8 protein-coding genes and 4 pseudogenes are annotated in these 11871 nt (G+C 69.2%); 7 read left to right on the forward strand and 5 right to left on the reverse strand.

The features are described 5' to 3' along the window. The first annotated feature begins 103 nt into the window (after positions 1 to 103). From AD428_RS15140 to AD428_RS15150, 3 genes are all read left to right on the forward strand, one after another. Positions 104 to 775, forward strand: a complete 672-nt coding sequence (locus AD428_RS15140) for a response regulator transcription factor (RefSeq protein ID WP_053245720.1) — start codon at positions 104 to 106, stop codon at positions 773 to 775. 73 nt (positions 776 to 848) lie between these two features. Then, positions 849 to 1967, forward strand: a complete 1119-nt coding sequence (locus AD428_RS15145; protein WP_152968108.1) for a sensor histidine kinase — start codon at positions 849 to 851, stop codon at positions 1965 to 1967. Further along, complete coding sequence (locus AD428_RS15150; protein WP_053245721.1) at positions 1964 to 3880, forward strand: potassium transporter Kup; 1917 nt, start codon at positions 1964 to 1966, stop codon at positions 3878 to 3880. The genes AD428_RS15145 and AD428_RS15150 overlap by 4 nt, the downstream gene beginning before the upstream one ends. Before the next feature lie 142 nt (positions 3881 to 4022). Here the strand turns inward: AD428_RS15150 and argG are convergent, their stop codons facing one another. Both argG and AD428_RS15160 read right to left on the reverse strand, forming a co-directional pair. Continuing rightward, a complete protein-coding gene (gene argG / locus AD428_RS15155) occupies positions 4023 to 5357 on the reverse strand; it encodes an argininosuccinate synthase (protein WP_053245722.1) in 1335 nt (444 codons plus the stop codon). Positions 5358 to 5502: 145 nt separating this feature from the next. After that, positions 5503 to 6402 (reverse strand): annotated as a pseudogene (locus tag AD428_RS15160) (LysR substrate-binding domain-containing protein); the annotation flags it as partial. Positions 6403 to 6504: 102 nt separating this feature from the next. On the opposite strand from AD428_RS15160, the gene AD428_RS15165 reads away from it, so the two are divergent. The 4 genes and pseudogenes from AD428_RS15165 to AD428_RS15180 all read left to right on the forward strand — a co-directional run bounded on the left by AD428_RS15165 (position 6505) and on the right by AD428_RS15180 (position 9512). After that, a complete protein-coding gene (locus tag AD428_RS15165) occupies positions 6505 to 7371 on the forward strand; it encodes an amidohydrolase family protein (protein WP_082308432.1) in 867 nt (288 codons plus the stop codon). A 72-nt stretch (positions 7372 to 7443) separates the two neighbouring features. After that, positions 7444 to 8397, forward strand: a complete 954-nt coding sequence (locus tag AD428_RS15170; RefSeq protein WP_053245723.1) for a Bug family tripartite tricarboxylate transporter substrate binding protein — start codon at positions 7444 to 7446, stop codon at positions 8395 to 8397. A 3-nt stretch (positions 8398 to 8400) separates the two neighbouring features. After that, positions 8401 to 8931 carry a carboxymuconolactone decarboxylase family protein gene (locus AD428_RS15175; RefSeq protein ID WP_053245724.1) on the forward strand — a complete coding sequence of 177 codons (531 nt, stop codon included), beginning with the start codon at positions 8401 to 8403 and terminating at the stop codon, positions 8929 to 8931. Between the two features lie 13 nt (positions 8932 to 8944). Next, positions 8945 to 9512 (forward strand): annotated as a pseudogene (locus AD428_RS15180) (DUF4286 family protein). Between the two features lie 78 nt (positions 9513 to 9590). Here the strand turns inward: AD428_RS15180 and argF are convergent. From argF to AD428_RS15190, 3 genes and pseudogenes are all read right to left on the reverse strand, one after another. Next, positions 9591 to 10532, reverse strand: a complete 942-nt coding sequence (gene argF / locus AD428_RS15185) for an ornithine carbamoyltransferase (RefSeq protein WP_053245727.1) — start codon at positions 10530 to 10532, stop codon at positions 9591 to 9593. Positions 10533 to 10587: 55 nt separating this feature from the next. Then, positions 10588 to 10758, reverse strand: a pseudogene (locus AD428_RS28025) (aspartate aminotransferase family protein); the annotation flags it as partial. A 41-nt stretch (positions 10759 to 10799) separates the two neighbouring features. Continuing rightward, positions 10800 to 11858 (reverse strand): annotated as a pseudogene (locus AD428_RS15190) (penicillin acylase family protein); the annotation flags it as partial. Positions 11859 to 11871: the final 13 nt, after the last annotated feature.

The raw sequence follows: 11871 nt of genomic DNA on the forward strand, positions 1-11871 counted from the left end.
CGCCCCCGGGCCCGGCCCGGCCGCCGGGGCCCGATCGGCCATGGCCTGTCCACCCTTTGGTGCGGCGGGCCATTTTTTTCCGGGATCGCGCTAGAATCGCGGCATGCGAGTTCTGGTAATCGAAGACGACACCACCCTGGGCCATGCGCTCCAGGAATTCCTGGCCGACCAGGGTTATGCGGTCGACTGGCTGACCGACGGCGACCGCGTGCTGGGCGCCCTGGCGGGCCAGCCTTACGACCTGCTCCTGCTCGACCTCAACCTGCCGGGCATGAGCGGCCTGGACGTGCTGCGGCAACTGCGCCAGGACGGTAACCAGGTTCCCGTGTTGATCCTCACCGCGCGCGACGGCCTGGACGACCGCGTCGCCGGCCTGGATGCCGGCGCCGACGACTACGTCACCAAGCCTTTCGAGCTGCCGGAGCTGGCGGCGCGCGTGCGGGCCTTCGGCCGGCGCCGTTCCGGCCAGGCGCAGCCCCTGATCGAGGTCGGCCCGCTGGCGTTCGACACCGTGGGCCGCGAAGTCCGCGCCAACGGCCAGCGCCTGGCGCTTTCGGTGCGCGAGCTTTCGGTGCTCGAGATGCTCATGGCCCGCGTGGGCCGCGTGGTCACCAAGCGCCAGATCGTGAATTCGCTTTCCGCCTGGGATGCGGATTTCAGCGAGAACGCCGTCGAAGTCTACGTCTACCGCCTGCGCAAGCGCCTGGAAGGCACGGGCGCGAGCATCCAGACCGTGCGCGGCTTCGGCTACATGCTGGATGTGGAGTCGGCCTGACAGGCACGGCTCGCGGGGCTGCCCGCGGCTTCCTGGCAGCCATTTTCCATCGCACAGGGCCAGTCCACGCCAAATGACGCAGGAACGCAGCCTACCGCCCCGCACCCCCGTCTCCCGCCCGCTCCTGTCCTCGGGCTCGCTCGCACGGTATCTGGTCATACGGCTGATGCCGCCCATTCTGCTGCTGGTTCTGCTGGACCTCGCCGCCACCTGGGTCATCACGCACAAGATCGACATGTCGCTATGGATGCTGGAGGATTTCTTCTGGCTCATGGTGGTGGGGCAGGTGGCGCTGGTGGCGGTGTTCACCTGGGTGGTGGTGCAGGGCGTGCGCTCCGGCCTGCGCTCGGTGAACCTGCTGTCCGAGGAGATCCGGCAGCGCTCCATCGACGACATGCAGCCGCTGGAGGTTGCCGGCGTTCCGGTCGAGATCGAGCCCCTGGTGGCGCATACCAACGACCTGCTGATCCGCCTGGACGCCTCGCTGGCCGCGCAGCGCCGCTTCATCGGCCATGCGGCGCACCAGCTGCGCACGCCGCTGTCGGGGCTGAGACTGGAGTCCGAGCTCATGCTGGCGCGGCCGCTGCCCGACGACGTGCGGGCCCGAGCGGAGCGCATCAAGGCCGTCAGCGACCGCATGATCCGGCTGGGCCAGCAGCTACTGGTGCTGGCCCGCGCCGACCCCAACGCCCGCCCGCAAGACAGTTTCGTGCGCATCGACCTGTGCGAATGGGTGCGGGCCCACGGGGCGGAATGGTTTCCGCGCGCCCGCGAGGCGCACTACGAGCTGGACCTCGTGGCGCCCGACACGCCGATCTGGATCGACGCCGACCCGCTGCTGCTGGCCGAGCTGCTGGGCAACCTCATCGACAACGCGCTGCGCTACGGCAATGCCCGGGGCCGCATTACCCTCATCGTGGGGGCGAATCCGCCTTCGCTCACCGTGGAAGACGATGGCCCCGGCATTCCGCCGCAGGAACGCGACCGGGTGTTCGAGGCGTTCTACCGCTCGCCCACCGCCACGGCGGGCGGCTCCGGCCTGGGCCTGGCCATCGTGCGCGAGATCGCGCACGCGCACGGGGCGTGGTGGAAGCTCACCAGCCGGCCCGATTTCCCCGGCACGCGGATTTCCGTCGTGTTTCCCGGCCCCCGCAAGGGAGCCCAACTCACCCGCCAAGAACCCACACCATGAGCCAGGGAACGGCCAGCATTCCTCCCTCGACCGCTACCGCACACGCGCCTTCGTCTCGCGCCGCTCTCGTCATGGGGGCGCTGGGCGTGGTGTACGGCGACATCGGCACCAGCCCGCTGTACACGTTGCGCGCCTGCCTGACGGGCCTGAGCGTGCACACCGACCTGGCGCCCCAGCACGTGCTGGGCGTGCTGTCCATCCTGTTCTGGATGCTGATGATCGTGGTGTCGTTCAAGTATGTGACGCTGGTGCTGCGCGCCGACAACCGCGGCGAAGGCGGCACGCTGGCCCTGCTGGAACTCGCGGTGCGCGGGCGGGAAGGCCGGCTGCGCTGGGTGCTGATCGTGCTGGGTATCTTCGGCGCCGCGCTCTTCTATGGCGACAGCATGATTACCCCGGCGATCTCCGTACTCTCGGCGCTGGAGGGCATCGGCATCGTCTCGCACCAGCTCGACCACTGGGTGGTGCCCATCGCGCTGGTGGTGCTGGTGGCGCTTTTCGCCATCCAGTCGCACGGCACGGGCGCCATGGGCAAGCTGTTCGGGCCGGTGATGGCCCTGTGGTTCGGCACCCTGGCGGCCCTGGGCGGCTGGCAGGTCTGGCAGACGCCCGAAGTCCTGGCCGCGCTGAATCCGATATGGGCCGTGCGCTTCGTGCTGGAATCCCCCCTGGTCAGTTTCGTGCTGCTGGGCGCGGTGGTGCTGGCGCTGACGGGCGCCGAGGCGCTGTACGCGGACATGGGGCATTTCGGGCGCGCAGCCATACGCCGCGCCTGGTTCAGCATGGTGCTGCCGGCGCTCACGCTCTGCTATTTCGGGCAGGGCGCGCTGCTGCTGCGCAACCCCGATGCCATCCGCAATCCCTTCTTCATGATGGCGCCGGACTGGGCGCTCGCGCCGCTGGTGGCCCTGGCTACCGTGGCCACCATCGTGGCCTCGCAGGCGGTGATCTCGGGGGCGTACTCGGTCACCCGGCAAGCGGTGCAGCTGGGCTTCTGGCCCCGTATGCAGATCCTGCACACCTCGGCCATCGAGAAAGGGCAGATCTACCTGCCGCAGGTCAATGCGCTGCTGCTGTGCGCGGTGCTGATCCTGGTGCTGATGTTCCGCAACTCCGACAACCTGGCTGCGGCCTACGGCTTTGCCGTCACGGGCACCATGTTCACGACCTCGGTGCTGGCCTTCGCGGTGCTGCCGCGCGGCAGCACGGGCGCCAGACGCCTGCTCTGGCTGGCCGTGCTGGGCCTGCTGCTGCTGTTCGACGTGCTGCTGTTCTCGGCCAACGTGTTCAAGATCCACGAGGGCGGGTGGCTGCCGCTGCTGGTGGCCATCGTGGTGTTCACGCTGATGATGACGTGGCGGCGCGGCCGCCGGCTGCTGGCCGACATGCAGCAGCGCGACCGCCAGCCGCTGGGCGAGTTCATGGAGCAGCTCGAGGCGTTCCCGCCCTCGCGCGTGCCCGGCACCGCGATTTTCATGACCATGAATGCCGGCAACGTGCCGCCGGCGCTGCTGCACAACCTCAAGCACAACAAGGTGCTGCACGAGCACGTGGTGTTTCTCTCGATCCGCGTGGCCGACGTGCCCTACGTATCGGAAGACGAGCGTTTCGAGGTCCACAAGCTCAGCGCGTCGAGCTGGCAGGCCGCCGTGAACTACGGCTTCAAGGAAGACCCCGACGTGCCGGACGCGCTGCGCCAGATCGCCGAGGCCTATCCCGAGATCGACCTGGAACCCATGCGCACCTCGTTCTTCCTGTCGCGCCAGACCGTGGTGGCGGCCAGGAAACCGGCCATGCTGCGCTGGCGCCGGGCGCTGTTCTCGTTCATGGCGCGCAACGCCACGCGCAGCACCAAGTTCTTCAAGATCCCGGCCAACCGCGTGGTGGAAATGGGCATGCAGGTGGAACTCTGAGGCGCGGGCAGAGGCGCTTGCCGCGCCGGGCGTCCGGCCGGTTGCCTGCGGGAGCGGTTTCGTCTCCTTGGGGGCCCCAACGATAAAAAAACCCTCGGCGCTTTCGGCGCCGAGGGTTTTTTCGGGATGGCCGCGGGGCGGCTTACTTCTTTTCGTCCTTCAGTTGCGGCAACGAGGTGCCGGACGAGGCCAGCAGGCCCGTCTTCACGTAGGTGAAGAGCTTTTCGCGGGTGTCGGCGATATCGAGGTTGCGCATGGTGAGCTGGCCGATGCGGTCGGCCGGCGTGAACGGGGCGTTTTCGACCTTTTCCATGGACAGACGCTCGGGCGCGTACGTGAGGTTGGGCGACTCGGTGTTCAGCAGCGAGTAGTCGTTGCCGCGGCGCAGTTCGATCGTGACTTCGCCGGTGACGGCGCGCGCCACCCAGCGCTGGGCGGTTTCGCGCAGCATGATGGCCTGCGGGTCGAACCAGCGGCCCTGGTACAGCAGGCGGCCCAGCTTGCGGCCGTTTTCGCGGTACTGCTCGATGGTGTCTTCGTTGTGGATGCCGGTGACCAGGCGCTCGTAGGCGATGAAGAGCAGGGCCATGCCCGGGGCTTCGTAGATGCCGCGGCTCTTGGCTTCGATGATGCGGTTTTCGATCTGGTCGCTCATGCCCAGGCCGTGGCGGCCGCCGATGCGGTTGGCTTCCAGCATGAGCTCGACGGGGTCGGAATACTCCACGCCGTTCAGGGCCACGGGCTGGCCTTCCTCGAAGCGCACGCGGACTTCCTCGGCCTTGACGGCCACGTCGTCGCGCCAGAATGCCACGCCCATGATGGGCTTGACGATGCGGATGCCGGAGCTGAGCTGTTCCAGGTCCTTGGCTTCGTGCGTGGCGCCGAGCAGGTTGGAGTCGGTGGAATAGGCCTTCTCGGCCGACATCTTGTAGTCGAAGCCCGCCTGGCGCATGTACTCGGACATTTCGGCGCGGCCGCCCAGCTCGTCGATGAAGCGCTGGTCCAGCCAGGGCTTGTAGATCTTGAGGTCGGGATTGGTGAGCAGGCCGTAGCGGTAGAAGCGCTCGATGTCGTTGCCCTTGAAGGTGCTGCCGTCGCCCCAGATGTTGACGTCGTCTTCCTTCATGGCGGCCACCAGCATGGTGCCGGTGACGGCGCGGCCGATGGGCGTGGTGTTGAAGTAGGTGATGCCGGCGGTCGAGACGTGGAAGGCGCCCGATTGCAGGGCGGCGATGCCCTCGGCCACAAGCTGCGCGCGGCAGTCGATCAGGCGGGCGTTCTCGGCGCCGTAGGCCATGGCCTTGCGGGGAATCTCGTCGTAGTCGGCTTCGTCGGGCTGGCCCAGGTTAGCGGTGTACGCATACGGGATGGCGCCGTTGTTGCGCATCCAGAGCAGCGCGGCGCTGGTGTCGAGGCCGCCGGAAAAGGCGATGCCCACCTTCTGGCCGGTGGGAAGGTTCGGGAGGATAGTGGTCATTGTTCGAGGTGAGACGCCAACAGGACTTTGACAGCGGACTTTGACAACAGCGAGCCGCCAAACAAGAAATGTGACCGGTTAGTTTAACTCTTTTGGCCGGGCGGGCGGCCCGGGCGCGGGCCGCGCGAGCGCCCGCGGAAGCGGGCGGGGCAAGCAGCCCGGCGATGTCCAGGCCGCGGATCAGCGCGGCGGTGGCCGTGGCCAGGCGGGTGGCCGGCCGGTGGCGGGCGCTGGCCAGCACCAGGTCGTTCAGGATGCGCGGATTGCCGATTTCGCAGAGCGAGAGCGGATGCTCCGCCGCGGGGCCGCGTGCGGCCGAGCGGGGCAGGATGGCGTAGGCGTCGCCCTGGGCGGCCAGTTCCACGATGGTCTGCACGGCGTCGACCTCGGCGGCCACCTGCAGGCGCACGCCGCGGCGGCGGCAGACGCTTTCGACCAGGGTCCGGATGGCGTTGGGCAGGCTGGGCAGCACCAGCGGGTAGCGTCCCAGTTGGCCGACCTCGACCCGGGCGGGCAGGGGAGGCTGGCGGCCGGCCGCCGCCGCCAGCACCAGGTCTTCGCGGTACAGCGATTCGTAGGCGAGCTGGGGCGAGGGGGCCGGATCGTACAGCAGGGCCAGGTCCACCCGCCCGGCGAGCAGCCATTCGCGCACCTGCGCGCTCAGGCCCTCGGCCACGGCGATGGACGCCTCGGGAAAGCCGCGCCGGAACGCCTGCACCAGCGGCGGCGTGAGCACCCGGGCGATGCGGGGCGGCAGCCCCACCACCACCTTGCCGGCCGGCGTGGCGCGCAGGGTCTGCAGGTCTTCGCGGGCACGCTCGGCCAGGGCGAGCAGGGCGCGGGCGTGTTCCAGGAAGCGCAGCCCCGCTTCGGTGGGCTCGGCGCCCCGGCCGTTGCGGTACAGCAGATGCTGGCCCAGCTCGAGTTCCAGCAGCCGCACCTGGCGGCTGAGCGTGGGCTGGGCCACGTCCAGCATTTCGGCCGCGCGCGAAAAGCTGCGGCGCTCGGCCACGCGCACGAAGTACTCGATCTGTTTGAGATCCATGGAATTGATATAGAAAAATTGTATATCTGAAATCAAAGATATAGCATTGGTTGATGGGCCGCAATCGGCCACCATGCGCTTTTAGCCATACAGGAATGCGCCGTGCCCGATTGCCGTCCTCCCCTCGAAACCCCGTCCCGGCCCCGGCACGGACTGCCGCCGGGCGCCTGCGATGCGCATTGCCACGTCTTCGGCCCGGCCGACCGCTTTCCCTACGCCGAGGGGCGCGCCTACACGCCGCCCGATGCGCCGTTCGAAAAGCTGGCCGCGCTGCATGCCCGCCTGGGCGTGGAACGGGCCGTGATCGTGCAGGCCAATTGCCATGGCGCGGATCACGCGGCGCTGCTCGATGCCCTGGCGCGCGGCCAGGGCCGCTACCGGGGCGTGGCGCTGCTGGGCGCCGACGCGACGTCCGGCGGGGTGCGCGCGCTGCACGAGGCGGGCGTGCGGGCCGCGCGTTTCAACTTCGTGCCGCACCTGGGCGGCGCGCCCGAGGCGGCCGTGTTCGACCACGTCGTGAGCCTGATCGCGCCGCTGGGCTGGCATCTCTGCCTGCACGTGGACGGCGCCATGCTGCCGGGGCTGCTGCCGCGTCTGCGCGCGCTGCCGCTGCCCTTCGTGGTGGACCACATGGGGCGCGTGCGGGCGGCGGAAGGCGTGAGCGCGCCCGCGTTCCGCGCCCTGCTCGACCTGGCCGCGGTGCCGCAGGCATGGGTGAAGGTGTCGGGCATCGACCGCATCGCGTCGGGCCGGCGACCCTACGCCGAGGGCCTGCCCTTCGTGCGGGCCCTGGTGGAGGCGTTGCCCGGGCGCACGCTGTGGGGCACGGACTGGCCGCATCCCAATGTGTCGGGCGACATGCCGGACGACGGCGAGCTGGCGGACCTGTTCTTCCAGTCCTGTCCCGACGCCGGCCTGCGCCGGCGCGTGCTGGTCGACAACCCGGCGCGCCTCTACGGTTTTGCGTAGCGGCTTTCCGAAGGCGGGGCCGGGAACCCGCCCGATTCCACCAGACGAATCATCAAAGCAAAGGAGACATTCATGTTGAGGAAACTGTTTTGCGCCGGGCTGCTGGGCCTGGCGGCGCTGGGAACGGCCCGCGCGGACGGGCCGGTGAGGCTGATCGTGGCCTTTCCGCCCGGCGGCCCGGTAGACCTGGTGGGCCGTGTGCTGGCCGAGCAACTGGGCAAGGAGCTGGGGCAGCAGGTCATCGTCGAGAACAAGGCGGGGGCCAACGGCAATATCGCGGCGGCCTACGTGGCCAAGGCGCCGGCGGACGGCTCGGTGCTGTTTCTGACCAGCGTGGGCGCGGTGTCCATCAGCCCGGCGCTGTACAAGAACCTGCCCTACGATCCGGCGCGCGATTTCGCGCCGGTGTCCCGGGTGGTGAACAACGCCACCGTATTCGTGGTGAACCCATCCAACCCGGCCTCCGACGCGGCGGATTTCGTCAAGCGCACGCAGGCCGCGCCGCAGGCGGTCGCCATCGGCTCCTCCGGCATCGGCAGCATCCCCCACCTGACGCTGGAGATGTTCGCCGACGCCAGCAAGGCCAAGGTGCTGCACGTGCCGTACAAGGGCGCCGCGCCCGTGATCAACGACGTCATGGGCAACCAGGTGGCGGGCTTCTTCGGCGACGTGCCCGGGCTCATCGGCCACATCCAGGGCGGCAAGCTGAAGGCGCTGGGCATAGCCGCCCCGGCGCGCCACCCCTTGCTGCCCGAGGTCCAGACCCTGGCCGAACAGGGCATCGCGGGCGTGGAGTCGAACAACTGGTACGGACTGGTCGCGCCGGCGGCCACGCCGCCCGCCGTCATCGACAGGCTCAACCGGGCCGTGCGCGCGGCGCTGGAAAACGCCACGGTCAAGGCGCGCCTGGAGAAGTTCGGCGCCCAGGCCGCGCCCACCTCGCCGCAGGAACTGGCGGCGCTCATCGCGGCCGACCGCCAGAAATGGACCGCGCTGATCCAGCGCAAGAACATCCGTCCGGAGTGAGCCATGAAGACCTGCCGGGTTTCTCCCGTCGAGCCGGGCACGCGCCCCGAGCTGGCCGGCCTCGAAAGCCGCATCGCCTCGGCCCGGGGGCGCATCTCGCCCCTGTATCAGGTGCTGCTCAACAGTGCGCCGGTGGCGCAGGGCTGGGAAGCCATGCTGACGGCCATCCGCCAGCAGACTTCGCTGCCGCCCCGGCTGCGCGAGCTGATCATCCTGCGCGTGGCCACGCTGAACGGCGCGCCCTATGAATTCGAGGCCCACGTACCGCATGCCCTGGCGGCCGGCATGCCGCGGGCCGTCGTCGAGCGGCTGCGCGCCGGCCCCGGGCCGGACGCGGTCGCGGGCCTGGAGCCGGGCGAAGCCGAGGTGCTGGCGTTCACCGACGCCATGACCCGCGATATCGAGGTGCCGGACGCTGTTTTCGCGCCGCTGCGCGAGCGCTGGAACGATGCGCAATTGGTGGAGCTGGCGGCGACGGCGGCCGCCTACAACATGGTGTCGCGCTTCCTGGTGGCGCTGCGCGTGGGACATTGAACGGAGGACGACGATGCGGCACGAAGCAGTATTGCTGATTTCCCTGGGCGAACGGTTCGACGCGGCGCGGGCCGCCGACCTGGCCGCCCGCCTGGGAGCGGGCCTTTCAGGCGTGACGTTCCGGGCCTATGCGGCGGTGGACGAGCCGCTTTGCTACCTCTATGCGCACGGCCCCGAGGCGGCGCTGCCGGAGGTGCGCGCGCGCGCCGCCGAGCAGCTGGCCGGCGCGCGCGTGGCGCGTGCTGCACGCCACGATCGACCGGCCCGGCGCGTCGGCGGGGCAGGACGCGCCCTGGCACTACATCGTGGAAACCGACGTGTTGCCGCAGGCCGAAGCCGATTTCAATGCCTGGTACGACGAGGAGCATCTGCCCGGGCTGGCTGCCGTGCCCGGCACCGTGCGCGCGCGGCGCTACGAATGCCTGCACGAGCCGCCGCGCTATCTCGCGTGCTACGACCTGCGCACGCGCGAAACCTTCGGCAGTCCGCCCTGGCTTGCGGTGCGCGCCACCGACTGGAGCAGCCGGGTGCGGCCTTCGTTCCGGAACACGCGGCGCACCATGTTCGCGCGGATCCTGTAGCCGCAAATGCGAGGGCCGCACCGCGCGCGGCCCTGCGGCGGGCGCCGAGGGGCCGCAGGCGTGCCGGCCGGCCGCGGCTTATTCGATCCGGCCCAGCAGCAGGAACTCCATCAGCGCCTTCTGCACGTGCAGGCGGTTTTCGGCCTCGTCCCAGACCACGCTCTGCGGGCCGTCGATGACTTCGCCGGTGACTTCCTCGCCGCGGTGGGCCGGCAGGCAGTGCATGAAGACGGCCTGAGGGTCGGCGGCCGCCATCATGTCGGCGTCCACGCACCAGTCGGCGAAGGCGGCGCGGCGTTCTTCGTTTTCGGCTTCGTAGCCCATGCTGGTCCAGACGTCGGTGGTGACCAGGTGCGCGCCCTTGCACGCTTCCATGGGGTCCTTGAACTGGCGCAGCACGGCGGCCGGCGGCTGGCCGATGCGGGCGGGCTCGAGCTCGTAGCCGGCCGGCGTGGAAACGTGCAGCGTGAAACCCAGCATTTCAGCCGCCTGCAGCCAGGTGTAGGCCATGTTGTTGGCGTCGCCCACCCAGGCCACGGTCTTGCCCGCGATGGGGCCGCGGTGCTCGATGTAGGTGAAGATGTCGGCCAGGATCTGGCAGGGGTGGAATTCGTTGGTGAGGCCGTTGATGACGGGCACGCGCGAGTGCGAGGCGAAGCGTTCGATGCGGGTCTGCTCGAACGTGCGGATCATGACGATGTCGACCATGCGCGAGATGACGCGCGCCGTGTCTTCGATGGGCTCGGAGCGGCCGAGCTGCGAGTCGTTGGAGGTCAGGTTGATGACCGAGCCGCCCATCTGGTACATGCCCGCCTCGAACGAGACGCGGGTGCGCGTGCTGGCCTTTTCGAACACCATGGCCAGCGTGCGGTCGTGCAGCGGCATGTGGGGTTCGTAGCGCTTGAACTTTTCCTTGATGATGCGGGCGCGGTCCAGCACATAGGCGATCTCGGCGGAGGAGAAGTCCTTGAACTGGAGGAAATGCCGCAGGGGGCCGTTTTGAGTCGTGGGAGGTGTCATGGTTGTGTCGCAGGTCGTTGGGCCCGCCCAGGCTCGTGGCCCGGGCAGGCGTTGATTATGTTTTTTCGGCCAGGAACCGTTTGATGAGGGGCGCGAGCGTGCCGGCGATGAGGTCGGCCTGCGCCGCATCGAGGATGAGGGGCGGCAGCAGCCGGATGACGCGCTCGCGCGTGACGTTGATGAGCAGCCCCGCCTCGAGCGCGCGCAGGGCCATTSCRCGATGAGGGCCAGCATGGCGCCTTTCACGCCGCCGCCGGCAGCATGCTGCCGGCCAGGCTCGTCGCCGGCGGGCAGGCCCGCCACCGCGCGCTGCAGGAACGGCAGGAAGTGGCGGCGGTTCACGTCGGCATAGCTGGTGGTGCGGATGAGATCCCACATCTGCTGCGGGCTCACTTTGCCGCCGTCGGCCGTCATGGCTTTCAGCCGGCTCTCGATTTCGGCATAGCGATCGGCCTGGCCCCACACGATGGCGAACAGATCGGTGGACGGATAGCCGCGCATGGGCTGGTTGTTCCAGTTGGCGATAAAGCCCTGGCGCGGGTTGTAGACCTGTGGATTGGTGGAGAAAGGCAGGATGCCGTCCCAGTCCATTTCACCCGTGCCGGGTACGGGCAGGCGCGGGTCGTGGCCGGGCTTGCGCCGCGGATAGAAGCCGGTGTGCGCGTAGCCGATGTTGCCGCGGTCGTCGGCGTAGTACCAGTTGATGGTGAGCGCGTGGCGCGCGGCTTGCCGCTTCCACTGCTCCCAGTTGCCCGACTGCGCCTTGCGCGTCCAGGCGATCAGCGATTGCAGTTCGTAGCCCTCCCAGGCGCGCGCCTTGGCGTAGGCCACGTGCCGGCTGTCGTCGAACTTCGCCACGATGCCGTGCGCCGTGCGGTACACGTCCATGAGCACCGGCTCGGCGCCCTTGACCGCGATGAGCTCGGTGCGCTTTTCCATGGTCTTCCACCGGCCGTTGTGCCAGTAGCGCGTGCGGTCGGCAGGGTCGAGCTTCTCGGCGTAGATGTCCACGTCGTCGCCGAAGCCGGCGGTGGAACCCCAGGTCACGTGCGCGTTGTGGCCGAACAGGATCGCGGGATAGGCGAAGGGCGTGTTGCCCGCCACGTCGAAGCCCGCGCCGTGCAGGCCGATGCCGTAGGTGTAGGCGGGATTCCACCAGCCGAACTGCGGGCCGTTGAGCAGGATGGAACGCGCGCCGCGCGCATGGTCGCGCCCCACGATCCACACATTGCTGGTGGTGGGAAAACCGGCGATGCCAGGCTGCCCCGATTGCGCGTATTGCGCCAGCACCAGCGCGCGCGCCTGGGCGGGCGGCGCGTCCACCACGCCGCGCGTGCGC

The organism is Achromobacter sp. DMS1 (assembly GCF_001270295.1).

Coding starts and splice junctions, on each gene's coding strand:
- AD428_RS15140 (WP_053245720.1), top strand. CDS start 104: ATGCGAGTTCTGGTAATCGAAGACGACACCACCCTGGGCCATGCGCTC.
- AD428_RS15145 (WP_152968108.1), top strand. CDS start 849: ATGACGCAGGAACGCAGCCTACCGCCCCGCACCCCCGTCTCCCGCCCG.
- AD428_RS15150 (WP_053245721.1), top strand. CDS start 1,964: ATGAGCCAGGGAACGGCCAGCATTCCTCCCTCGACCGCTACCGCACAC.
- argG (WP_053245722.1), bottom strand. CDS start 5,357: ATGACCACTATCCTCCCGAACCTTCCCACCGGCCAGAAGGTGGGCATC.
- AD428_RS15170 (WP_053245723.1), top strand. CDS start 7,444: ATGTTGAGGAAACTGTTTTGCGCCGGGCTGCTGGGCCTGGCGGCGCTG.
- AD428_RS15175 (WP_053245724.1), top strand. CDS start 8,401: ATGAAGACCTGCCGGGTTTCTCCCGTCGAGCCGGGCACGCGCCCCGAG.
- argF (WP_053245727.1), bottom strand. CDS start 10,532: ATGACACCTCCCACGACTCAAAACGGCCCCCTGCGGCATTTCCTCCAG.